Below are 22,231 nucleotides of genomic sequence, written 5' to 3' on the forward strand. Positions count from 1 at the left end.
GACCTTCTCCTTACCCTTGGGCCGTTGGCGGCCGCTTCATTCATTTGCCGGTGTGCCATTGGAAAACCGGAATATCGCAATCAGATGTCGAGGACGAGGTTCGCCGTTTTCGATCCCGAACAGCAGACCATGATCGATTTGTTCGCGGCCTTGTCGTCATCGGACAGGAAATGGTCGCGATGGTCGGGGATGCCGTCCAGCACCTTGACCTCGCAGGTGCCGCAAATCCCTTCGGAGCAGGCGAAGCCGACATTGATCCCGGCGCTCAGCAGCGCGTCGAGCATCGTCTCGCCTTCCTCGACCGCAATGGTCTTGCCGCTCTTGGCCAGTTCCAGCGTGTAGCCGCCCTCGGTCGCCATTTCGGTTTCGGCGGAGAAATATTCGATATGGGCGTGGCCCTTGGGCCGGTCGGCGTTGATAGCGACGAAGGCATCGAGCATCCCGCCCGGACCGCAGCAATAGAGATGCGCGTCGGCAGGCGCAGCCGCGCAGATGGCTTTGAGGTCCAGGCGGCGGCCGCCGGGGATGCCGTCATAGGCGATTTCCACCCGGTCATAATCGGACAGGCGATCGACATAGGCGGCGCGCTCAGGCGAGGCCGCGACATAATGAAGTTCCCAGCTTTTGCCGAGCTTTTCGAGGCGCGCGATCATCGGCAGCATCGGCGTGATGCCGATCCCGCCGCCGATCATGACGGTGTGGCTGGCATCCTCCACCATCGGGAAATTATTCTTCGGGTCGGAGATGTCGAGGATCTGGCCGACCTGCCATTTTTCATGGATGTGACGCGACCCGCCGCGGCCGTCGATCGCGTGATGCACGGCGATTTCATAATAGCCGCGGATCGCGGGATCATTGACCAGCGAATAGCTGCGCGCCAGGCCGGGCGAAAGCTGGACGTCGATATGCGCGCCGGGATCGAAGGCTGGCATCAGCCCGCCATCGACTGGTTCGAGGATGTAGCTGTTGATGCCTTCGGCTTCCCAGCGGATAGTCTTCAATCGTGCGCGCATCACCCTCTCCGTCCGGTGCGATGCGTCTCTTGGCAGGGCCGGGGCGCCATGGATCGGCGAACCGGACAAACCGCAATGCGTTTCGTCACCTCTATCATCCTTGTCTGCAGCACCGGGGCATGGATCGCCCTGGCCCTTGTCGTCATGTCACTCAGCCGCTTCGACCTTGTCGGGCCAGCGGACCGCCTTGGCCAGCGCCGATTCATAGGCATTGGCGAGCGTGTCGCTGGGGTCGTGCAGGAACGACCCGGCGCGCGCGCGGTAGAAGATGCTGGGGTCTTCAATCCCCGGCGGCAACGTGCCCTTGTTGGCAAGCGCGCGGGCGGCGAGCAATACGCGGCGGCGGACGCGGGCGATCATCTGGTCGGTGGGGGCCAGATTTTCGAAGCTATGGTCGGTGATCGGCCCCATGCTTTCGGTGACGGCCTGATCCTGCATCGTGATGTTGGGGATGCCGGTGAACTGGGTGCCGTTGCGCTGGGAATCGCGGTCGATCGCCCAATCGTTGGCCTGGCTGTCGGGCGAGCGCCAGCGGCCATACCAGTCGGTGGTGGTCGGCGCATATTCGAGCGGCGCGAACAAGGGCGTGCCGTCCTTGAGCGTCGAGGTATAGGCCGGGTTGCCGGCATCGACGCCGCAGGTGATGTCGAACAGCATCGAATGTTCGTCATCCATCGGCACCCAGGCGCGGGCGATGGCGCGGGTCGCGAACCGGTTGTTGGGCGTCTGCGTCCAGAAGGGGAACATGTAATGGGCGACGCGCCAGCTCATCTGGCCATCGTCGTTCGGGCGATAGCCGCCATACATGACGCCCCAGTCGGTCTGGGCGACTTCATAGTCAGGCGCGCGGTTGAGGACGGTCGGGCGCATCGGATGATCCTCATCCAGATCGTCCGCCTCGATCGATCCGACATGCAGGAAGCCGACATGGCTGGTGTCGATGTCGCCTTCCAGCGCCTGGAGCCAGTTGCAGTCGCGTTGCAGGCACCAGATTTCCGCGTCCGGGTGCATCGTCGCCTCGATCTCAGGGATTGGCGGCGGGCTGGCCTGGTTTTCGCCCATATAGACCCAGATCAGGCCATTGGCCTCATAGGTCTTATACGCCTTGGCATGGACCTTTTCCTTGAAGTCCATGCGGGCGGGGACGGAGGGCATGTCGACGCACTTGCCGTCCACGTCGAATTTCCAGCCATGATAAACGCAGCGTATGCCGTTTTCCTCATTGCGGCCGATGAACAGCGATGCGCAGCGGTGCGGGCAGCGATGGTCCATGATGCCGACCCGGCCGGAGCTGTCGCGGAAGGCGATCAGCTTTTCGCACAGGATCATCAGGCGGACCGGATCGCCATCGGCCTTCACTTCGGACGACAGGACGGCGGGCATCCAATATTGGCGCATCATCGTGCCCATGACCGTGCCTGGTCCTACCCTTGTCATGTCGGCGCTATCCGTGGACTGCATGAGTTTTTCAGCCTCTTCCTTGCTTGTCGTTATCGGCGCGGCTTGAATCGATGCCAGCGCCATTCCCTGACCTTCTGCTAGAGCCTGTCCGGGCCATGCCCCAATCGGAATGTGGTCGGACCATTCAATAACCGGGACGATGCTATTGCACCCATTTCCTTTTTGCTGCTTCACGCTCCCCAGGCGGCATCAAGCCGTGTCGTTAAGGGAGAGTTCGGGAATGCCTTTCAGTTTCAAATCATCCTCTGCGCTAGGCGCGATCATGGCCGTCATGCTGGCCGCGCCGGCCTTTGCGCAGGCCGATCAGGCGGCGCCGCAGGCTGCGCCGCAAGAGGCGCCACTATTCCCCGAAGACATCGTCGTCACCGCCGAACGGCGCGAATCGACGGTGCGCGAAGTGCCTTTTTCGATCGCGGCCTTTGGTGGCGAATTGCTGCGTGAGGCGCAGGTCTATAGCCCCGCCGCGCTGACGCAGCAGATGCCCGGCATCACCGTCAACACCGCCGACAAGTCGCTCTCGATCGTCGCGATCCGCGGCAATGTGTCGACCTTTCGCACCGCCACGCTGGACACGCCGGTCGCCTATTTCATGGACGACGTTTATTATGTGTTCAACAACGACCTGAACGCCAATTTCTACGACACCAACCGCGTCGAAGTGCTGCGCGGGCCGCAGGGCACGCTGTTCGGGCGCAACGTGGTGGGCGGCGCGATCGCCGTCATCACCAACAATCCTGACTTCAAGGATGATTATTACGCGCAGATCACCGGTGGCAATGGCGGCTATGTGCGGACCGAGGGCATGGTCAACGGCACGCTGGTCGATGACAAGATCGCCGGCCGCTTCGCCTTCAGCACCGAACATAATGACGGCCTGATCGACACGCCCAACCAGTCGGGCAGCTATGGCAAGTCGGACAGCTATTCCGCGCGCGGCAAATTGCTGTTCCAGCCGACCGACACGCTCAAGATCGTCCTGTCGGGCGACTATAGCTATACCAAGGGCAATGGCGGCGCGATCCAGCTGGGCATCGGCGGTGTGCAGCGGATTCCCGCGACCTTCGGCGATTATGATGATGACAAGTGGACCAACAACGACTTCGTATCCTCGCCCTATCGCCAGCGTTTGCGCGGCGGCTATCTGCGCGGCGACCTGGACCTGCTGGGCGGCACGCTGACGTCGATCACCGGCTATCGCCTGAATGACAGCCGCGCGATCAACGACGACGTGCCGGTTGCGACCCAGGTGCCGGTGTTCGATCGCCGCCAGGTGGTGAAGAACCGCAGCTTCACGCAGGAACTGCGCTTTGCCTCCGCGCCAGGCCGTTTCTCTTATGTCGTGGGTGCCTATTTCCTGTCGGCCGACGTGTCGACCACCAACATCTTTTTCTACAGCCCGCTGCCCGGATCGGCCGTGCCCGCCAGCATTCGCCGCAACCCTGACGTGACCAACATCACGCGCGTGCAGGAAGGCAATGTCCGAAGCCTGGCCGTGTTCGGCGAAGCGACGTTCGAGATCACCGACAAGCTGGCCGTCGTGGCCGGTGGCCGTTACACGTCGGACCGCAAGAAGATTGACTATCACGCCTTCTCGACCACGGACGCGGGCGCGATCCCGGGCTTCGGCTTCCCAGGGGAAGTGTTCGCGTCGGGCGGCAAGACCTGGAACGCCTTCACGCCGCGCTTCACCGTCAAGTTCGAGCCGATGGACAAGGTCAACATCTATGCGACCTATGCCAAGGGCTTCAAGTCGGGTGGCTTTGTCGACAATGCCTATCGTGATCCCACCATCCCGCTGGAACCGGAAAAGGCGGAAAATTACGAAATCGGCGCCAAGTCGCGCCTGTTCGACAACAGGCTGGACCTGAACGTCGCGCTGTTCCGGCAGACGACCAAGAATCTCCAGAATTTCTCCGGCGCGGGCGGTATTGCCCATACCTATAATGGTACGCTGAAAATGAAGGGGCTGGAGGTCGAATCCGTCGTCCGTCCGGTCGAGGATCTGCGCCTGACCGCCAATTACACGCATCTGGTGGGCAAATATACCGACCTGCGCGATCCGCTGGTGAACCTGGATTATTCGGGCAATCCGGCCAAGTTCGCGCCGCGCGACAGCTTCACCGTGGGTGCGGCCTATACCGGCCGTCTGGCCAATGGCGCGACGCTGACGCCGCAGGCGGACTTCAACTTCTCGACCCGCATTTCGACCGACGACGCCAATACGCTGCGCCTGTATGACAATCTGCACAGCGATACGCGGGGCCGGACGCTCAACGCACGGCTGAACTATGAAACCGCCGATGGTCGTTTCCAGGTCGGCCTGTGGGGCAAGAACCTGACCAACAACTACCAGATCGTGAATGCGGACGACATCACCGCCTTCCTGGCGGTGCCCGGCAACGGCACCACCTATTGGAAGATCTTCACCAACACGCCGCGGACCTACGGCCTGACGCTGTCGTTCCGCCACTAATGTTCTGGGGCGGGGAGGGTGATGCCTTCCCCGCCTTTTCTTTTGACAGTTTCAGGACGGACATATGACCGAACAGTTCACCCTGCCCGCCAATGGCAGTTTTTCCTTCGCAGGGCGTACCGCGCTGGTGACGGGCGGCGGGCGCGGCGTGGGGGAAGCGGTGGCGCGCGAAATCCATGCCGGTGGCGGGCGCGTGGCGGTAAGCGACATCGATAGCGATGTCGCGCAGGCGGTGGCGGCGTCGCTTGATCCGTCGGGCGAGACCGCGATCGCCTTGACGTTGGACGTGCGGGAGAAGGATCATTTCCTGGCCGCGCGGGACCAGATTGCAGGCCTGTGGGGCAAGCTCGACATCGTGGTGAACAATGCCGGTTTCGCCAAGCGCACGCCGACACAGGATATTTCACCCGAAGAATTTGACGCGATCGTCCAGATCAACATGCGCAGCGTGTTCCTGAGCTGCCAGATATTTTCCGAACATATGCGCGAGAATGGCTATGGCCGGATCGTCAACATCACCTCGCTCGCCGGGCAGAATGGCGGGACGGTGGCCTCCCCCCATTATGCCGCGTCGAAGGCCGGGGCGATCATGCTGACCAAATATTTCGCCCGCTATCTGGCCGGAACCGGCGTGACCGTAAACGCCATCGCGCCGGGCCCGATCGACACCGCCAAGGCGCGCCTGTCGGCGGAACAGATTGCGCGGGTCGAGGGCGAAGTGCCGGTGGGGCGCTTCATGGCCGTGGGCGAGATCGCGGCGGCGACGGCGCTGCTGGCGTCGGACCGGGGCGGGTTCTTTGTGGGGGCGACGCTGGACATGAATGGGGGGCTGTATTTGCGGTGAGGTAAAGGACGGGTTTCGACCAGAAGCGGGCGCTCAGCAGACGGGCTATATGATCGGCAAGCGGACACCCCCCTTACCGTCACCCCAGCGAAAGCTGGGGTCTCAGGCGACAACACGATACGCTTGCGCAAGTGCCAAGCCCAACCGCTGCGGGCTCTCGCACGAGACCCCAGCCTTCGCTGGGGTGACGAGATTTGTAGGTCTCCTTTCGCGTGAAGTCTCGGACAAACCGGACTGTCGCCTTCCCACCCCATCTTTGCTCCCCTCCTCAATCCCGCTTCGCCGCATCCATTTCCCGCTTTTCTTATGGCTTTATGGGATTGCGATTGGCGGTTCTGTGCAGCCTATCCATAATCATGCCCAACAATAGGGTAGCGCCGGAGCAGTGAACCGCCCGGCCGGACAATGGAGAGCAGCATGTTCATTTACAACGCATGGTATGTGGCCGCCTTCGCCGCCGATATCGAACCGGGCAAGACGCTGGGGCGCAAATATCTGAACAAAGCGGTCGTGCTGTTCCGTACCGAAGGCGGCGAGATCGCCGCGCTGGAAGACCGGTGCAGCCATCGCGCCATGCCGCTGTCCGCCGGCCATGTCGATGGCGATGTCCTGCGCTGCTGCTATCATGGCGTCGAGTTCAACGGGAAGGGCGCCTGCACCCGCATCCCCAACCAGGCGCGCATCCCCGCATCCGCCAATGTCCGCCACTATCCGGTGGTGGAGAAGGACCATCTGATCTGGATCTGGATGGGCGAACCGGCGCTGGCCGATCCCGCGATCATCGTCGACAGCCCGGAACATAATGATCCGGCCTGGACCTGGCGCCCCTATAATTTCCCGGTGAAGGCCAATTGGCAGCTGATCATCGACAATATCATGGACCTGACCCATGTGCCCTATATCCATGCGCGCACGATCGGCGGGAACCCGGAACAGCATTATAATGCCGATACCAAGGTCGAATTTGACGGCCGCAAGGTGACGCTGCTGCGCAAGATGCCCAATTCCGTGCCGCCCAAATCCTATGTCGACGCAGGCGGGTTCAAGGGCCGGGTCGATCGCTGGCAGGAGGTGCGGTTCGAGCCGAGCATCGGCATGACCTGCCGCGTCAATGCCGGCGGTTGCGAGGTCGGCACAGGCGCCTATGAGGGCAAGCGCGACAATGGCTTCATGCTGGCCAACAATCATTTCATTACGCCGGAGACGGCGACGACCAGCCATTATCTGTGGACCATCTGCACCACCGCGCCCAAGGAAAGCGGTGTGCCAGACGTGCTGTTCGACCAATTTTTCGATACTATCACCGAAGACGAAGTCACGTTGCAGGCGCAGCAGGCGCGGATCGACGACGAGCCGGAGCGGGCCTTTGTCGGCATAGCCAGCGACGGCGCGGTCAACCAGGCACGCCGCCTGCTCAGCACGATGCAGGAAGCCGAAGAGGGCGCGAAGGTTGCGGCCTGAACCGCCGGGCCTTGCGTATATAAGTAACATAGCGGCTTGCCCTGTCCGGTGCGCCATGCTGTAGCGCCATCATGAAGATGCGCGAACTGGAGGATCGGACGGGTGTCCATCGGGAGACGATCCGCGTCTATCTGCGCGAAGGATTGATCCCGGAGCCGGAGCGGCCGCGCAAGACGGTTGCCGACTATGGAGAGGAGCATGTCCAGGCGATCCTGTCCGTGCGTCGGCTCCAGCGTGAGAACCGGCTGACACTGGCACAGATCAAGGCGATCATCGGCGGCGAAGGCACCGACGGGCGGATAGAGGCCAGCGCGTTCGACCAGTTGGAGCAGCTCGTCGCGCACCGCGTCGGCGTGGACGGGCCGCCAGTGACGATCGCGTCGCTGCTGGAACGCTATCCGCATGCGGTGGAGGATGCCCGCACGCTGGCGAAGATCGGCATATTGGATATTATCGACACGGATCAGGGCGAGGCGCTGAGCATCACCTGCGCGCAGCTGGTGCGTATCTGGGGCGACATGCGCAAGGCCGGGTTCGACCAGCGGCTGGATTATACGCCCGACATTCTGGGCTTCTACACAGAGGCGGCGGATTTCGTTGGACGCTGGGAAGCATCGACCTTCATGGAGCGGGTCGAGGGGCATATCGATGTGGCGGAAGCCGCCACCATGGTCGAACATGCGCTTCCGCTCATGCTGGATTTCTTCGGCCTGATGCGTCAGCGCGCTTTCTTCCGCCATGTCGAGGCGATCCGCGCCGGCAAGGAAACGGATCGCCCGGCGGTTAAGGTCACGCCATCGTCAGCACAGCCTTGACGCAGCGGCCACCATGCTGGTCCTCGATCGCCTGGTTGATGTCTTCCAGCCTGTAGGTGGTTATCAGTTTCTCGAACGGGAACAGCCCTTTGGCATTCAGCGCGATCAGTTCGGGCAGGAACGTCTGCGGGTCGGCATTGCCTTCGGTCACGCCGCAGATCGAGATGCCGAGCGACAGGAGGGTCAGGATGTTGACGCTGATCGCCGCATCCAGCGCCTTGGGCACCCCGACGATGGCAAGACGCCCCAGAGGGGCAAGAGACGCCACGCCGGCGTCGATCGCCGGGACCGCGCCCGACGTGTCCAGCACGCAATCGACGCCTTGGGGCAGCAGCTTGCGCAACTGTTCGGCGGTGTCGCCCGTGGTCACGTCGATGACATGGGTCGCGCCCAGGTCGAGCGCCATCGCGCGGCGTGTTGCCAAAGGATCCGCGACGATGATCTGCCCCGCGGCCGAAGCCGTCGCCGCCATGACGGCGCTCAGACCGACGGGGCCGCCGCCCGTGATCAGGATGGTCTCGCCAGCCCGAAGTTTGAGCGCCTTCATCACGGCGCCTGCCCCGGTCATGATACCGCAGCCCAGTGGGCCGAGCAGTTCGAGCGGTGCCTCGGCCGGTACCTTCACCAGATTATGGGCGGCCGCGATGGCGTGGCTGGCGAAGGAGGATTGGCCGAAAAAGTGACTGCTGATCGGTGTAACGCCGTCATGCAGGCAGGTTGAGCCGTCCGCCCGGCAGCCCCCGAAGTTGAGTGCGGAAAAATCGCGGCAATAGGCTGGATGCCCCGCCACACATTGGGGACATTGGCGGCAGGCGGCAAAGCCCATCACGACGCGATCACCCGGTAAGAGCGTAGTAACATCCGCACCGACCGCCTCGACGATGCCCGCCCCTTCATGGCCCAGCACAGCGGGCAGGGGCGTCGGCAGCAACTGATCGCGCACGACGATGTCGGTATGGCACAGGCCCGTCGCGACGATCCGCACCAGCACTTCGTCGGCGCGCATGTCGGACAGGGTGAGCCGCTCCAGCGTAAAGTCACCACCCGCGATCCGGGCGACAGCTGCCTTCACTTCCATGGGTCTTCTCCTATTCAATCTTCGGGTTCGTCATTCAGTTTCGGGGACGGGGACGGATGATTTCGGCCGTAAAGCCGCGCATTTTCCGCGATTCTCCTTCTTCAAAGGCTGAATGGTCCGACCTCTTTTTACGATTGACGAATCCGCTTGTCCATAGTTACGTAATGACAATACGCAATACGTAAGTGTCCATAGGACAGCGTGTAGGAGAGGGTAGTTTCATGGCGACTTCGCTGGATGCCGACGTGCGTCCCATCATCCCGGACGATATTGCGCGGATTGTGATCGCGCCCAAAAGCTACACGGACGACGCGACGATCTATGGCGCTTTTCGCTGGCTGCGTGAACATATGCCGCTGGGTATCGCACAGGTGCCTGGCTATGATCCGGTCTGGATCGTCACCAAACATGCCGACATCAAGGAAGTGGAACGCAACGGCAAGCTGTTCCACAATGCCGATCACAACCCGATCCTGGTGGATCAGGCCTCGGACGCCTTCACGCGGGACATCAACAGCGGGTCGATCCGCATCTTGTCGTCGCTGACCTATATGGACCCGCCCGAACATGCATCCTACCGCACGCTGACGTCCAACTGGTTTCTGCCCGGCAAGATCAGCAAGCTGGAGGATCAGATCCGCGTGCTGGCGCGCCAGTCGGTGGACAATCTGCTGAGCTTCGATGGCGAATGCGATTTCGTCCGCGATTTCGCGCTGCATTATCCGCTGCGCGTCATCATGACGCTGTTCGGCGTGCCACCCGAAGACGAACCGCGGATGCTCAAGCTGACGCAGGAGTTTTTCGGCGTGCATGATCCCGAAGAACAGCGGCCCGAAATGGCGGCCGACCCGGTCGTCGCGGCAAAGCAGTGGGCGGCCTCGATCGAGGATTTCTATACCTATTTCGACAGGCTGAGCGCCGATCGCCGGGAAAGGCCGACCGACGACCTGCTGTCGCTGATCGCCAATTCGCGGATCAACGGCGCGCCGATCCCGCGCGACGAGGCGAACGGCTATTATGTCGCGATCGCCACGGCAGGCCATGACACGACGTCATCCTCTACCGCCGGTGGGCTGCACGGGATGATGGTCTATCCCGAAAATTGGGCCAAGGTGAAGGCGGACCCGTCGCTCATCCCCCGCCTGGTGGATGAGGCGATCCGCTGGACCAGTCCGGTCAAGCATTTCATGCGCAACGCCACCGCCGACACGCAGGTGCGCGGCATGGATATCCGTGCGATGGAACGGCTGATGATCTGTTACCCGTCGGGCAATCGCGACGAGGCGGTGTTTGAGGACGCTGACCGCTTCGACGTCACCCGCTCGCCCAATCCGCACATCGCCTTCGGCTTTGGTCCGCATATGTGCCTGGGCCAGCATCTCGCCAAGCTGGAGATGCGTATCCTGTTCGAAGAATTGCTGCCGCATCTCAGGTCGGTCGAAATGGCGGGCGATCCCCGCATGGTCGAGACCAATTTCGTCGGTGGGTACAAGGCTCTGCCGATCCGCTTCACGAAGAACTGACGCATATCGCCGCTGGATCACCGCCAAAGCGGGACCGGCGCACAGGCTCAGGATGGGAACATCCGGGCGACAAATGGGAGGAGTCTGAACATGACCAAGAGGATTATCACGCTGGCCGCCACCGTATCGGCCGTTGCATTGCATGCGCAGGCCTGGGGCCAGACCGACGCCGCGCCACAGGCGACATCCTCGGGCCTTGGCGACATCGTCGTGACGGCACAGAAGCGCGAGCAGGCGATCAACGATGTGCCGCTGTCGATCACGGCGGCATCGGGTGAGAAGCTGGCGAACCAGGGCATCACCAACGTCGCCGACCTGGTAAAGATCGTGCCGGGCTTCAACTATACCGAGAGCGCCTTTGCAACGCCCGTCTATACTTTGCGCGGCATCGGCTTTTACGACACCAGCCTGGCCGCCAAGCCCACCGTCAGCATCTATCAGGATCAGGTGCCGATCCCCTTTTCCATCATGACGCGCGGCGCGACGCTCGATCTGGAGCGCGTGGAAGTGCTGAAAGGGCCGCAGGGCACGCTGTTCGGATCGAACGCTACGGGCGGTGCGATCAACTATATCGCTGCCAAGCCGACCTCCACCTTCAAAGCCGGTCTTGACGCGGGTCTGGACAGTTTCGGGCAGGTGTCGGGCGGTGGTTTCATCAGCGGGCCGATCAGCGATACGCTGTCGGCGCGGGTCGCGGTGCGGACCGAGCAGGGCGGGGCATGGCAGCGCAGCTATACGCGCGATGAAAAGCTCGGCGATCGCAACTTCACCACGGGCCGCATCCTCATAGACTTTGAGCCGTCCGGCAGCGCACGCTTTTCGCTTAACCTCAACGGTTTCATCGACAAGAGCGACGGGCAGGCTGCGCAACTGATCGGCGTGGTGCCGCTGGGCAATCCAGCGCGGCTGGGGCCTCTGGCCACCTATCCCATCGCGCCGCGTAACAATCGTGATGCCGACTGGACACCGGAACAGAAGCCCCAGCGTGACGACTGGTTCTACCAGGCCTCGTTTCGGGGGGATATCGATCTGACCGACGATGTCAGCCTGACCTCGATCAGCAGTTGGTCGGAATATCATAACGACCAGGATATCGACCCGGACGGCGTTGCCCTGCGTGACTATTTCTACAACACCACTGGAAAGATAACGGCACTGTCGCAGGAGTTGCGTCTGCAAGGGCGGACCGGCGGCCTGACCTATATTCTGGGCGCCAATTATGCGCGCGAAAAAACCTATCAGCAGGATGATGCCGGTCCCTACGACCAATCGACATCGGCCTATAATTTCGTCGACGCCGGCCTTGGCATCCCCTTTTTCGTCTACAGCCAATATGCGCGCCAGAAATTCGTGAACAAGGCGGTGTTCGCCAATCTGGACTATGATATCGGCGACAGCATCACCCTGCACGGCGGGGTGCGTTATACCAAGACCAATATCGATTTTGCCGGTTGCACGGCCGATCGCGGCAACGCGTTGGGGCTGGGGATCGAAAATCTGGTCAACTTCATTCGCGGCGGCGCAGGACTGGCGCCCATCGACATTCCCACCAATGGTTGCGTCACGATCGACGGATCGACGCTGACCGTGGGCGAGGTGCGCAAGTCGCTGGACGAGGATAATATGTCCTGGCGCGCGGGTGTCGATTACAAGCCGAGCAGGGACGTGTTGCTCTACGCGTCCGTCAGCAAAGGCTACAAGTCGGGCAGCTTTCCCCTGCTGTCGGCCAGCGATGCCAACCAGTTCAATCCCGTCACGCAGGAATCCGTAACCGCTTATGAACTCGGCGCGAAACTGACCTTGCTGGACAACACCGCCCAAATCAACGGCGCACTTTTCTATTACGACTATAGCGACAAGCAGTTGAAGGGTCGCGTGATCGCCAATCCCAATGTGTTCGGCCCTCTCGAAGCGTTGGTCAATGTCCCGAAAAGCCGGGTAAAAGGCGCGGAAATTCAACTCGACCTCGCGCCGACCGATGGCCTGCGCGTCAGCATTGGCGCGACCTATCTCGACACGCGGATCAAGGGCAGTTTCGTCAACTATGACAGCTATGGCAGCCAGCTGGATTTTGGCGGATCGGCCTTTCCCTACACGCCCAAATTTCAGATCGTGACCGATGCCCAATATGACTGGGCGCTCAGCGACGATGTCGCGGCCTTCGTCGGTGCCAATCTGAATTTCCAGAGCGATACCAAGGCTGTGCTGGGCAACGCCCGCGCTACGCCATCGGCGGACCTAAGCGCGCAGGGTGGCCTGACGATCGAGGATTATACGCTGATCGATCTGCGCGCTGGCCTGTCCTTTGCCGACAAGCGCTACAAGATCAGCGCCTTCGTGCGGAACCTGGGCAACACCTACTACTGGTCCAACGCCACGCGGATCACGGACACGACGGTCCGTTTTGCCGGACGACCACGCACATTCGGCGCGACTCTTTCGGCGCGCTTCTGACCCGCTCCCCCTGGGCCGCGCCCTGAAAGGCGGGCGCGGCTCCTTCTTGATCCCCGGAGACATGTTCCATGACCGCACCCGTTTCGATCGCCGCTGGATTACATGGTGACGCCGGTTTCCAGGTTCGCCTTCCACAGCAAAAAATGTTGATCGGTCGATCATGGGAAGCGGCCGCGGACGGCCGCGTCATCGACGTGGAAGACCCGGCTACCGGCAAGGTGTTCGCCGCTGTTCCCGCAGGAACGGCCGCCGATGTCGATAGCGCCGTCAGGGCAGCGCGGACCGCGTTCGAATCGGCCGCCTGGAGCCGGATGCGCCCGCTGGATCGCGGCAGGATCATCGAGGCGATCGCGCGCAAGATTGAGGATCATGCGCAGGAACTGGCGCTGCTCGAAAGCTATGACAATGGCAAGGCGGTACATCATGCGCTGGCGGTGGATGTGCCCGCCGCCGTCGATATCTTTCGCTACATGGCAGGTTGGGCATCCAAGATTTACGGGCAGGTAAACCCCATTTCCGGCGATGGCCGCCAATATCATAGCTATTCGGTACGCGAACCGATTGGTGTCGTTGGCCAGATCGTGCCGTGGAATTATCCGCTGGCGATGGCGGCCTGGAAGATCGCGTCGGCGCTGGCGGCGGGCTGTACCATCGTGTTGAAACCGTCCGAAGTCACGCCGCTGACCGCGCTGCGCCTGGCTGAACTGGCGCTGGAGGCGGGGCTGCCCGAAGGCGTGCTCAACATCGTCACCGGCTATGGGCATGAGACGGGGCAGGCGCTGGTTGAGCATCCCGGCGTCGACAAGATCGCCTTCACCGGGTCGACCCGCGTCGGCAAGCAGATCGTCCAGACCTGCGCCAAAGACCTCAAGCGCGTCACGCTGGAACTGGGCGGCAAGTCGCCCTCGCTCATCTTTGCCGACGCGGATCTCGACAAGGCGGCGATCGGCGCGGCACTCGCCATCTTCTTCAATTCCGGGCAGGTCTGCCTCGCCGCCTCGCGCCTCTATGTCGAACGGTCGGTGTTCGACAAGGTGGTGGACGGCGTGGCGCAGGTCGCCAAGAGCTTCAAACTCGGCCATGGCCGCGATCCCGACACGATGCTGGGGCCGCTCGTATCACGCACGCAGCAGGCGCGGGTGATGGACTATATTGCGCAGGGTCAGGCAAGCGGTGCCGAACTGGTGATCGGCGGCGGGACGGGCGGGCAGGACGGCTATTTCGTGGAACCAACGATTTTCGCCAACCCTGGTGCCGAAGCCAGCATTGTTCGGGAGGAGATATTCGGGCCGGTACTGGTCGCCACCCCGTTCGATGATGTGGACGATGTGATCAGGCAAGCCAATGACACCCGCTATGGCCTGGCCGCCAATATCTGGACCCGCCACCTGTCCCGCGCGCATCTGACGGCGCGCCGATTGCAGGCCGGAACGGTCTGGATCAACACCCATGGCATGAACGATCCGTCGGCACCCTTTGGCGGCGTGAAGGAATCGGGCTGGGGCCGCGAAGTCGGCGAGGAAGGCTTGTTGCATTATACCGAGACCAAGACGGTAACGGCCCTTCTCGAGTGAGTTTCGATCGCTTTTAACCACTCTGCAATGGTGCTTACGCCGTAATTGGCGTCCAAGGTTGGCAGCTATGCCGATGTCCAAAAACGCGGCAATATATGCTGCTATTTGTAAAGCCGGATTGTCGATTGATATCGTTTGAGTGTGCGCCACATTAGCGGACGACTGGGGAAGCTGGATCTCCGTGGTACAGAATTGTGGGAAAGAACCATTTGGCATAGTGTTTTGATTCTAATATAAATTTTCAGCTCGAGCCTTAATAACTCCACCCTCTCCACCAGTTTTCGGCCCTCTGACATCGGAAAACATCTGCGCAATCCGGGCCGGCGCGGCGTCCTTTGGTCGATGCAGGATGCGGCGATCGCAGTCCGCCGTCACCCTCGCTCCAACAGTATATCGACCATGAGCCGCCAGGTGTTGGCGGCATCGCTTTGATAGGCGTCGGCGATCTCATCGGCCGACACGGCGCGGATGACTTCCGCACCGGCCTCCGCCATTTCCTGGCTCGGTTCGTGAATGGCGGTGAGGATGGCGTGGACGATCGCGCGCATATCCAGGGCGCCATTGATCGACTCTGGGTCGACAGGCGTCTGCACGCCCTGGCGCGACAGTTCGTTCCAGGCCGCGGCTTGAGCGCGTTCAAATGGGGTCATATGGGTAAACCTTCCTGAAGATCGGACCAGCACGAGCGCGTCAACCCTGGCGGCATCGAGGGAGCGGCGTCGTGCCGGGATGGCCTATCCTGATTAGGATCAACCGCAAAGCCCGCAGTCGGGCATCATGACAAGACCGCTGCGCCATGCCAAAATTTTCTGTCCCATGGGTCAGCTTTGCTTGCAGGCCGATTCTCTATAAGATCGATAGATAAGCCGCGTGAGTCGGCGCGGAGCAGCTATGCAGGACGGACGGGAGCAGGATGGCCAGGCGGCCGAAGGTCTATTCGGGCGCTGGCGCGCGCGGCTGGCGCAGGCTCTGTTGCGCGAACCGTCCATCGTGCTGATGGAGCGGGATGGCGACGCGCTGTTCCGATTGTCCAATCTGGACGACAGCGCAGCGCCTTCGTGCGAAACGGTGAATTGACGGATCAGTCATTTCATCGTCGAAGAAGACTGCCTAGATCGGCGTCTCATTCCCACCGCCCATTTCCCAGGAGATAGCATGGCCACCAATCCCCGCGCCGTCACGCGCCCCGTCGATAGCCTGTTTCTGGAGCGCTGGTCGCCCCGCGCTTTCGATTCCTCCGCTGTGCCGCAGGATGATCTCGACACCATTTTCGATGCCGCGCGCTGGGCGCCGTCGGCGTTCAACTATCAGCCCTGGCGCTTCCTCTACGCCCATCGCGACAGCGCCGACTGGTCGCGTTTCCTGGAACTGCTGGCGCCGTTCAACCAGAGCTGGGTGCATAATGCCGGCGTCATCGTCTTCGTCCTGTCCGACACGCTGATGGCGGCGCCGGGGTCCGACGACTTCAAGCCGTCGCACAGCCACAGCTTCGACGCGGGCGCGGCCTGGGCGCTGTTGGCGTTGCAGGCGACGCGGCTGGGCTATCACACCCATGGCATGACCGGCGTCGATTTCGACAAGGCGCGCGCCGAACTGGCGGTGCCGGAGCGTTTTCGCATCGAGGCGGCGGTCGCGATCGGCCGGCAGGGCGACAAGGCACTGCTGCCCGAAGCGCTCCAGGCGCGGGAGGAACCCAGCGACCGCAAGCCGATCGAAGCCTTCGCCCATTCGGGCAATTTTGCGGGCTGACACGCTATATCGTTTGGTCACCTTGCAGTGAGGGGGTGAATTGAGGCACGATGGCAAAGGGCGTCGCATTGGCGACGCGCCTTCGTCCCGATGAGTGTCTATCGTCCATGTCCCTGCCCGAAATGATCGCCGAAAGCGCCGTCCCTGCCGTCGTGACCAACCCGCGACTGCCCGACAACCCGATTATCGAATGTAATGACGCCTTTACGGCGCTCACCGGCTATAGCCGTGAAGAGATTATCGGCCGTAATTGCCGCTTTTTGCGCGGGCCGGGCACGGACGGGGCGAGCACGGACATGATCCGCGAGGCCATCCGCGCCAGTCGGCCGGTGCTGGTCGAACTGCTCAATTATCGCAAGGACGGCACGCCCTTTCGCAACGCGCTGATGATCGCGCCGATCTTTGCGGCCGACGGATCGGTGGAATGGTTCCTGGGATCGCAAATGGCGGTGCAGGAACCCGGCGACCAGCGGGCGGAGGATGCCGCCGCCCTGATCGCGACGCTGACCGAGCGGCAGCGCGCAGTGCTGGTCGGCATGGCGCAGGGGCGCCTGAACAAACAGATCGCCTATGATCTGGGGCTGACCGAACGCACGGTGAAGATGCACCGTGCGGCGATGCTGCGCGCGCTGAACGTGCGCACCGCGGCCGAAGGCATCCGGCTGGCGATCGAGGCGGGGCTGTAGCATGGCGGGCGCGCGCCGCTGATGGTGTTGCTGGGCATTGCGATCATCGTGGCGGGTTTCCTGCTGCGGTTTCATCCGCTGTTGGTGATCCTGGCGTCGGCGATCGTCACCGGGCTGGCGGCGGGGCTTGATCCGCTGGCGATCCTGGCGGCGTTCGGCAAGGCGTTCAACGAAGCGCGCTATGTCAGCATCATCTGGATCGTGCTGCCGGTCGTCGGCCTGCTGGAAGCCCATGGATTGCAGGAACGGGCGCGCGGGTTGATCGCGAAAATGCGCGGGGCGACGGTCGGGCGCTTCCTGACCTTCTACCTGATCGTGCGGCAGGCGCTGGCAGCCGTTGGGCTAACCTCGGTGGCCGGGCATCCGCAGACGGTCCGCCCGCTGGTCGCGCCGATCGCGGAAGCGGCGGCGGAAACCCAGGTGGGCGAATTGCATGAGGATGAGCGGGAGGAAATCAAGGCCTGGGCCGCGGCGACCGACAATGTCGGGCTGTTCTTTGGCGAGGATATCTTCCTGGCAATCGGCTCCATCCTGCTCATCAAGGGTCTGCTGGAGCAATATGGCATCAGCCTGGAGCCGCTCCAACTATCAGTCTGGGCGATCCCGACGGCGATCGCCGCGCTGCTGATCCATGGCTTTCGCCTGTGGCGGCTCGACAAGCAACTGGCGCGCATCCGGGCGGCGCGCGCGCGATGATCACGCTGCATTGGGTCTATGCGCTGGCGGGCGCGGTGTTCGCCGCCTTTGCGCTGCTGGGCGTGGCCGACAGGGGCAATCCGCGGCGTTGGACGACGGCGGCCTTCTGGGCCTTGCTGGCGACATCCATGTGGGCGGGCGACGCGCTGGGCGACCTGGGCAATGGCGTGCTGGTGCTGGGCCTCGTCGGACTGGGCGCTTTGGGGCTGGGCCGGGGTGATGGCGTGGTAGCGCCGGCAGTGCGGCAGGCGCGCGCCGATCGCTTGGGCAACCGGCTGTTCGCCATCGCGCTTATCATCCCGGTGACCGCGCTGGTCGGCACCTTTCTGTTCAAAGCCGCACCCGGTTGGTTCGACGCAAAGCAGGCGACGCTGATCGCGCTGGCGCTGGGCGTCTTGATCGCGATGAGCGCGGGATGCTTGTGGTTGCGGGCCAGTGCGCTGGTGCCGTTGCAGCAGGGGCGGCGGCTGATGGACTGTGTCGGCTGGGCCGCGATCCTGCCGCAGATGCTGGCCAGCCTGGGCGCGGTATTCGCGCTGGCGGGGGTCGGTGACGTCGTGGGCGACATCGTGCAGCAGGCGATCCCGCAGGGCAGCCTGATCGGCGCGGTGATCGCCTATGGCGTCGGCATGGCGCTATTCACCATGGTCATGGGCAATGCCTTTGCCGCCTTCCCGGTGATGACAGCGGCGATCGGCATTCCGCTATTGATCCGTACCTATCATGGCGATCCGGCGATCGTGTGCGCGATTGGGATGCTGGCGGGTTTCTGCGGCACCTTGCTGACGCCGATGGCCGCCAATTTCAACCTGGTGCCCGCCGCCCTGCTGGAACTGAAGGACAAGCATGGCGTCATCAAGCGGCAGGTCGGCACCGCCGTCCCGCTGCTGATCGTCAACATCGCGCTCATCTATTGGCTGGCTTTTCCATGACCCTTTTGACGTCCGACCTGGGCGATCGTTTCGCCGCGCTGACCCTGTCCCATCTGGGGAAGCGCTATCCCTACAAGATGGATCTGGTGATGGGCGGGCCGGAGGATGCGCGGCCGCCGGAGGATCATCATCCGATCTTCCACGGCAGTTTCGACTGGCATAGCTGCGTCCATGGCTGGTGGCAGGTGCTGCGGCTGCTGCGCCTGTTCCCCAACATGGCGCAGGCAGGCGCGATCCGGGCGCGGGCCGACGCGATGCTGGTGCCGGAGAAGGTGGCGGGGGAACTCGCCTATCTGCACCGGCCACTGAGCGCCGGGTTCGAACGGCCCTATGGCTGGGCCTGGGCGCTGGCGCTGCATGATGAACTGGCGCGGCACGATGCGCCCTGGGCGGCGGCCTTCGCCCCGCTGGCGGAAGCGTTCGCGGGGCGTTTCCATGCTTTCCTGCCCAAGCTGACTTATCCGCTGCGGGTCGGCACGCATTTCAACATCGCCTTCGCGCTGACCCTGACGCTGGATTGGGCGCAGACGCGCGATCCGGCGTTAGTCGCGCTGATCCGCGATAAGGCGATCGGCTGGTTCGGGCAGGACCGGGGATGTCAGGCATGGGAACCGGGCGGCGACGAATTTCTCTCGCCTGCTTTGTGCGAAGCCTTGCTGATGAGCCGGTTGCTGGACCGCCCGGCCTTTGCCGCCTGGTTCCAAGCCTTCCTGCCCGATCTGGCGCGGGGCGAACCGGCGACTTTGTTCACGCCAGCCACCGTGTCGGATCGCAGCGACGGCAAGATCGCGCATCTCGACGGCCTGAACCTCAGCCGCGGCTGGTGCTGGCGCGTGATCGCCGCCGCGCTGGGGCCGGACGATGCGGTCGCCGCGCGGGTGCAGGAGGCCGCACAGGTCCATGTCGCCGCCAGCCTGCCCCATGTCGCGGGCGATTATATGGGCGAACATTGGCTTGCCACCTTTGCCCTGCTGGCGCTGGAGTAAGCGCTAGTTCGTCACGGCGTGGACGAACATATAGCCTTCGTTGCGGATGGTGCGGATGACCGGGCCTTTCAGGCCGCTGGCGGACAATTTGCGGCGCAGGCGGCAAAGCTGCACATCGATCGACCGGTCATAATGGTCGGCGCTCCCGCCATAGACCCGGTCGAGCAGGCGGCTGCGGTCCAGCACCTGGCGCGGATGTTGGACAAAGACGCGCAGTAGCTGAAATTCCCCGTCCGACAAAGACACGGCCGTCCCTTTCGGATCGAACAGCTGGCCGGTGGTTATGTCCACGCGCCAGCCTTCGAACGACACGAAGCGGCGCGCCGCGGGCGCGTCAACGCGGGCGCCCGGCGTCATCCGGCCGCGCAGCGCGGCGCGGATGCGGGCCAGCAGTTCGCGCGGGTTGGCGGGCTTGCCCAGGCAATCTTCCGCACCCAGCTCCAACGTGGCGATCCTGTCCGTGTCGCTGCAGGCGGCGCTATGGACGATCACTGGCAGGTGGCGTTCGATCGCCAGTTCGCGCAAGAGCGCCGTCCCCTGGTCCGGGGCGATGGCCGTGTCCAGCACCACCAGCGCATAATCCTGCTGCGCCAGCGCCGCGCGCATCTGCAACAGGGTTGCCGCGCCGTCCACGATCAGGCCGTAACGGGCGAAGGCGTCGGCCAGTTGCGCCACCAGGGGCGTGTCGTCATCGGCGATCAGAAGGCGGTTGTGCGAACCTGTCATGTCCGCAGGACGATGCCGCTGCGATCATCCCGTCGCGTGCCATGGGGTGCGCGATTGTCGAAAAAGGCGCACCCCTTGGCGATATCAGTCGCGCAGCAGCTCGTTGATGCCGGTCTTCGAGCGCGTCTGGGCGTCCACGCGCTTGACGATCACGGCGCAATAAAGGCTGGGGCCGGGGGTGCCATCGGGCAGCGGCTTGCCGGGGAGCGAGCCGGGGACGATGACCGAATAGGGCGGCACTTCGCCCATGAAGATTTCCCCCGTCGCGCGGTCGATGATCTTGGTCGACTGGCCGATGAACACACCCATCGACAGGACCGATCCCTTGCCGATGCGCACGCCTTCGACCACTTCGGACCGGGCGCCGATGAAGCAGTCATCCTCGATGATGACCGGGTCCGCCTGGAGCGGCTCCAGCACGCCGCCAATGCCCACGCCGCCGGACAGATGGACATTCTTGCCGATCTGGGCGCAGCTACCCACCGTCACCCAGGCGTCGACCATCGTGCCTTCATCGACGAAGGCACCGATATTGACGAAGCTGGGCATCAGGATGGCGTTTTTGGCGATATGCGCGCCGGCGCGGGCGAAGGCGCCCGGCACCGCGCGGAAGCCGGCGGCGCGAAATTCCGCTTCACCCCAGCCGGCGAATTTGCTGGGCACCTTGTCCCACCAGAAACCGCCACCGGGGCCGTTTTCGATCAGGGCGTTGTCGTTGAGGCGGAACGACAGCAGGACCGCCTTTTTGAGCCACTGGTTGACCTGCCAGCCGCCATCGACCGGCTCTGCGACGCGGCCCTTGCCGCTGTCGAGCAGGGCGAGCGCCGCATTGACGGCATCGCGCACCGGCCCTTGCGTCGTCAGGCTGACATTGGCGCGGTCTTCCCACGCGGCGTCGATGATGGCTTGCAGGTCTTGGCTCATGGATGCTCCCCAATGATGGCGGCCAGAAATGGCGTCAGATGGTCTGTCTCGAAATCGATGAAATCGGGATGATGGTCGTGATGGCCCGCTTCCGATCCGTTATTGACCCAGATGGTAGTCATGCCGATCGCCTTGGCGGGCTTGAGGTTGCGCGCCATGTCCTCGAAAAAGGCGGCGCGGGTTGGGTCTATGGCGTGAACGCGGCACAACTCCGCATAGCCCGACGGATCGGGCTTGGGTATATACTGGCAGGCGTGGATGTCGTGGATCAGTTCGAACGCTTGCGCCAATCCAAGCTTGTGGAGCACGCGGGTCGCATAGGCCGCGTCGCCATTGGTGAAGATCAGGCGGCGGCCCGACAGCGCGGCGATATGGGCGTTGAGCGCAGGATCGACCGTCAGCCGCTCCATCGAAATGTCATGCACATAGTCGAGAAATGCGCGCGGTTCGATGCCATGATGGTGCATCAGCCCCGACAATGTCGTGCCATGATCCATGAAATAGCGCTTCTGGACCGTGCGCGCCTCGACCGGATCGCAGCCGAGCAACCCCTGGATGAACTCGCCCATCTTCACGTCGATCAGCGCGAACAGGTCCGTCTTCGCCGGGTAGAGCGTATTGTCCAGATCAAAGATCCAGGTGTCGATATGGGCCATATCCGCGCGCATGGCCGCGCCCTAGTCCGGTGCGGGGGGAAGGGCAAGGCCTCTAACCCTTCTCCCCGCGGGGGAGTAGGGTATGGAGCCTTGGTCCGAAGGGCTTAGGCGAAGTTGGAAGAGGGGGGAGGCATGGCGGGTCACTCGCCCCCTCTCCGGCTGCGACTAGGCGGCAAAGCC

At 63.0% G+C, this 22,231-nt stretch carries 20 protein-coding genes; 13 read left to right on the forward strand and 7 right to left on the reverse strand.

What is annotated here, in order from left to right; all coding sequences use genetic code 11:
* Positions 1 to 80 precede the first annotated feature (80 nt).
* Positions 81 to 1,013: a PDR/VanB family oxidoreductase gene (locus CEQ44_RS08485; protein ID WP_088185262.1), complete on the reverse strand. Its 933-nt coding sequence runs from the start codon at positions 1,011 to 1,013 to the stop codon at positions 81 to 83.
* 147 nt (positions 1,014 to 1,160) lie between these two features.
* Entirely contained in the window at positions 1,161 to 2,450 is a 1,290-nt protein-coding gene (locus CEQ44_RS08490) for a Rieske 2Fe-2S domain-containing protein (RefSeq protein WP_254913831.1), read from the reverse strand.
* Positions 2,451 to 2,694: 244 nt separating this feature from the next.
* Between CEQ44_RS08490 and CEQ44_RS08495 the strand changes: the two genes are divergently transcribed.
* The 4 genes from CEQ44_RS08495 to CEQ44_RS08510 all read left to right on the forward strand — a co-directional run bounded on the left by CEQ44_RS08495 (position 2,695) and on the right by CEQ44_RS08510 (position 8,067).
* Positions 2,695 to 4,947 carry a TonB-dependent receptor gene (locus CEQ44_RS08495; protein WP_088185261.1) on the forward strand — a complete coding sequence of 751 codons (2,253 nt, stop codon included), beginning with the start codon at positions 2,695 to 2,697 and terminating at the stop codon, positions 4,945 to 4,947.
* Between the two features lie 64 nt (positions 4,948 to 5,011).
* Positions 5,012 to 5,791 carry an SDR family NAD(P)-dependent oxidoreductase gene (locus tag CEQ44_RS08500; RefSeq protein WP_088185260.1) on the forward strand — a complete coding sequence of 260 codons (780 nt, stop codon included), beginning with the start codon at positions 5,012 to 5,014 and terminating at the stop codon, positions 5,789 to 5,791.
* A gap of 417 nt (positions 5,792 to 6,208) precedes the next feature.
* On the forward strand, positions 6,209 to 7,252 hold the full coding sequence (locus CEQ44_RS08505; protein ID WP_088185259.1) for an aromatic ring-hydroxylating dioxygenase subunit alpha: 1,044 nt from the start codon (positions 6,209 to 6,211) through the stop codon (positions 7,250 to 7,252).
* Between the two features lie 71 nt (positions 7,253 to 7,323).
* Positions 7,324 to 8,067, forward strand: a complete 744-nt coding sequence (locus CEQ44_RS08510) for a MerR family transcriptional regulator (protein ID WP_176400399.1) — start codon at positions 7,324 to 7,326, stop codon at positions 8,065 to 8,067.
* Here CEQ44_RS08510 and CEQ44_RS08515 read toward each other — a convergent pair.
* Entirely contained in the window at positions 8,042 to 9,145 is a 1,104-nt protein-coding gene (locus CEQ44_RS08515) for an NAD(P)-dependent alcohol dehydrogenase (protein ID WP_088185258.1), read from the reverse strand. The two genes, CEQ44_RS08510 and CEQ44_RS08515, sit on opposite strands and share 26 nt — an antisense overlap.
* A 221-nt stretch (positions 9,146 to 9,366) precedes the next feature.
* On the opposite strand from CEQ44_RS08515, the gene CEQ44_RS08520 reads away from it, so the two are divergent.
* The 3 genes from CEQ44_RS08520 (at position 9,367) to CEQ44_RS08530 (ending at position 14,696) form a co-directional block, all read left to right on the forward strand.
* Positions 9,367 to 10,668 carry a cytochrome P450 gene (locus CEQ44_RS08520; protein WP_088185257.1) on the forward strand — a complete coding sequence of 434 codons (1,302 nt, stop codon included), beginning with the start codon at positions 9,367 to 9,369 and terminating at the stop codon, positions 10,666 to 10,668.
* A 90-nt stretch (positions 10,669 to 10,758) separates the two neighbouring features.
* The gene (locus CEQ44_RS08525; RefSeq protein ID WP_088185256.1) at positions 10,759 to 13,122 is read left to right on the forward strand and encodes a TonB-dependent receptor; all 2,364 of its coding nucleotides are present in this window, start codon (positions 10,759 to 10,761) and stop codon (positions 13,120 to 13,122) included.
* Positions 13,123 to 13,265: 143 nt separating this feature from the next.
* On the forward strand, positions 13,266 to 14,696 hold the full coding sequence (locus tag CEQ44_RS08530) for an aldehyde dehydrogenase family protein (RefSeq protein ID WP_088185255.1): 1,431 nt from the start codon (positions 13,266 to 13,268) through the stop codon (positions 14,694 to 14,696).
* A 371-nt stretch (positions 14,697 to 15,067) separates the two neighbouring features.
* Here the strand turns inward: CEQ44_RS08530 and CEQ44_RS08535 are convergent, their stop codons facing one another.
* Entirely contained in the window at positions 15,068 to 15,346 is a 279-nt protein-coding gene (locus tag CEQ44_RS08535) for a hypothetical protein (protein WP_088185254.1), read from the reverse strand.
* 241 nt (positions 15,347 to 15,587) lie between these two features.
* On the opposite strand from CEQ44_RS08535, the gene CEQ44_RS08540 reads away from it, so the two are divergent.
* The 6 genes from CEQ44_RS08540 to CEQ44_RS08565 all read left to right on the forward strand — a co-directional run bounded on the left by CEQ44_RS08540 (position 15,588) and on the right by CEQ44_RS08565 (position 19,745).
* On the forward strand, positions 15,588 to 15,773 hold the full coding sequence (locus CEQ44_RS08540; RefSeq protein WP_088185253.1) for a hypothetical protein: 186 nt from the start codon (positions 15,588 to 15,590) through the stop codon (positions 15,771 to 15,773).
* A 78-nt stretch (positions 15,774 to 15,851) separates the two neighbouring features.
* Positions 15,852 to 16,445, forward strand: a complete 594-nt coding sequence (locus tag CEQ44_RS08545; protein WP_088185252.1) for a nitroreductase family protein — start codon at positions 15,852 to 15,854, stop codon at positions 16,443 to 16,445.
* A 107-nt stretch (positions 16,446 to 16,552) separates the two neighbouring features.
* Entirely contained in the window at positions 16,553 to 17,131 is a 579-nt protein-coding gene (locus tag CEQ44_RS08550; protein WP_176400398.1) for a PAS domain-containing protein, read from the forward strand.
* An 18-nt stretch (positions 17,132 to 17,149) separates the two neighbouring features.
* A complete protein-coding gene (locus CEQ44_RS08555; protein WP_088185251.1) occupies positions 17,150 to 17,827 on the forward strand; it encodes a DUF969 domain-containing protein in 678 nt (225 codons plus the stop codon).
* A complete protein-coding gene (locus CEQ44_RS08560) occupies positions 17,824 to 18,759 on the forward strand; it encodes a DUF979 domain-containing protein (protein WP_088185250.1) in 936 nt (311 codons plus the stop codon). The genes CEQ44_RS08555 and CEQ44_RS08560 overlap by 4 nt, the downstream gene beginning before the upstream one ends.
* A complete protein-coding gene (locus tag CEQ44_RS08565) occupies positions 18,756 to 19,745 on the forward strand; it encodes a DUF2891 domain-containing protein (RefSeq protein WP_088185249.1) in 990 nt (329 codons plus the stop codon). Before CEQ44_RS08560 ends, CEQ44_RS08565 begins: the two co-directional genes overlap by 4 nt.
* A 3-nt stretch (positions 19,746 to 19,748) precedes the next feature.
* Here the strand turns inward: CEQ44_RS08565 and CEQ44_RS08570 are convergent, their stop codons facing one another.
* From CEQ44_RS08570 to CEQ44_RS08580, 3 genes are all read right to left on the reverse strand, one after another.
* Positions 19,749 to 20,471: a winged helix-turn-helix domain-containing protein gene (locus CEQ44_RS08570; RefSeq protein ID WP_088185248.1), complete on the reverse strand. Its 723-nt coding sequence runs from the start codon at positions 20,469 to 20,471 to the stop codon at positions 19,749 to 19,751.
* Between the two features lie 84 nt (positions 20,472 to 20,555).
* Positions 20,556 to 21,395, reverse strand: coding sequence for a 2,3,4,5-tetrahydropyridine-2,6-dicarboxylate N-succinyltransferase (gene dapD / locus CEQ44_RS08575; RefSeq protein ID WP_088185247.1), 840 nt, complete (start codon positions 21,393 to 21,395; stop codon positions 20,556 to 20,558).
* Positions 21,392 to 22,063 (reverse strand): pyrimidine 5'-nucleotidase, encoded by a 672-nt coding sequence (locus CEQ44_RS08580; protein WP_088185246.1) that lies wholly within the window; start codon positions 22,061 to 22,063, stop codon positions 21,392 to 21,394. The genes dapD and CEQ44_RS08580 overlap by 4 nt, the downstream gene beginning before the upstream one ends.
* Positions 22,064 to 22,231: the final 168 nt, after the last annotated feature.

The sequence above is a fragment of the Sphingobium sp. Z007 genome, assembly GCF_900013425.1.
Taxonomy (GTDB): domain Bacteria; phylum Pseudomonadota; class Alphaproteobacteria; order Sphingomonadales; family Sphingomonadaceae; genus Sphingobium.

Excerpts from the sequence above, each read along its gene's own strand:
- CEQ44_RS08565 (WP_088185249.1), top strand. The coding sequence starts at position 18,756 with ATGACCCTTTTGACGTCCGACCTGGGCGATCGTTTCGCCGCGCTGACC.
- CEQ44_RS08510 (WP_176400399.1), top strand. The coding sequence starts at position 7,324 with ATGAAGATGCGCGAACTGGAGGATCGGACGGGTGTCCATCGGGAGACG.
- CEQ44_RS08490 (WP_254913831.1), bottom strand. The coding sequence starts at position 2,450 with ATGACAAGGGTAGGACCAGGCACGGTCATGGGCACGATGATGCGCCAA.
- CEQ44_RS08545 (WP_088185252.1), top strand. The coding sequence starts at position 15,852 with ATGGCCACCAATCCCCGCGCCGTCACGCGCCCCGTCGATAGCCTGTTT.
- CEQ44_RS08505 (WP_088185259.1), top strand. The coding sequence starts at position 6,209 with ATGTTCATTTACAACGCATGGTATGTGGCCGCCTTCGCCGCCGATATC.
- dapD (WP_088185247.1), bottom strand. The coding sequence starts at position 21,395 with ATGAGCCAAGACCTGCAAGCCATCATCGACGCCGCGTGGGAAGACCGC.
- CEQ44_RS08580 (WP_088185246.1), bottom strand. The coding sequence starts at position 22,063 with ATGCGCGCGGATATGGCCCATATCGACACCTGGATCTTTGATCTGGAC.
- CEQ44_RS08500 (WP_088185260.1), top strand. The coding sequence starts at position 5,012 with ATGACCGAACAGTTCACCCTGCCCGCCAATGGCAGTTTTTCCTTCGCA.
- CEQ44_RS08520 (WP_088185257.1), top strand. The coding sequence starts at position 9,367 with ATGGCGACTTCGCTGGATGCCGACGTGCGTCCCATCATCCCGGACGAT.
- CEQ44_RS08560 (WP_088185250.1), top strand. The coding sequence starts at position 17,824 with ATGATCACGCTGCATTGGGTCTATGCGCTGGCGGGCGCGGTGTTCGCC.
- CEQ44_RS08515 (WP_088185258.1), bottom strand. The coding sequence starts at position 9,145 with ATGGAAGTGAAGGCAGCTGTCGCCCGGATCGCGGGTGGTGACTTTACG.
- CEQ44_RS08495 (WP_088185261.1), top strand. The coding sequence starts at position 2,695 with ATGCCTTTCAGTTTCAAATCATCCTCTGCGCTAGGCGCGATCATGGCC.
- CEQ44_RS08530 (WP_088185255.1), top strand. The coding sequence starts at position 13,266 with ATGTTGATCGGTCGATCATGGGAAGCGGCCGCGGACGGCCGCGTCATC.
- CEQ44_RS08570 (WP_088185248.1), bottom strand. The coding sequence starts at position 20,471 with ATGACAGGTTCGCACAACCGCCTTCTGATCGCCGATGACGACACGCCC.
- CEQ44_RS08535 (WP_088185254.1), bottom strand. The coding sequence starts at position 15,346 with ATGACCCCATTTGAACGCGCTCAAGCCGCGGCCTGGAACGAACTGTCG.
- CEQ44_RS08550 (WP_176400398.1), top strand. The coding sequence starts at position 16,553 with ATGTCCCTGCCCGAAATGATCGCCGAAAGCGCCGTCCCTGCCGTCGTG.
- CEQ44_RS08540 (WP_088185253.1), top strand. The coding sequence starts at position 15,588 with ATGCAGGACGGACGGGAGCAGGATGGCCAGGCGGCCGAAGGTCTATTC.
- CEQ44_RS08525 (WP_088185256.1), top strand. The coding sequence starts at position 10,759 with ATGACCAAGAGGATTATCACGCTGGCCGCCACCGTATCGGCCGTTGCA.
- CEQ44_RS08485 (WP_088185262.1), bottom strand. The coding sequence starts at position 1,013 with ATGCGCGCACGATTGAAGACTATCCGCTGGGAAGCCGAAGGCATCAAC.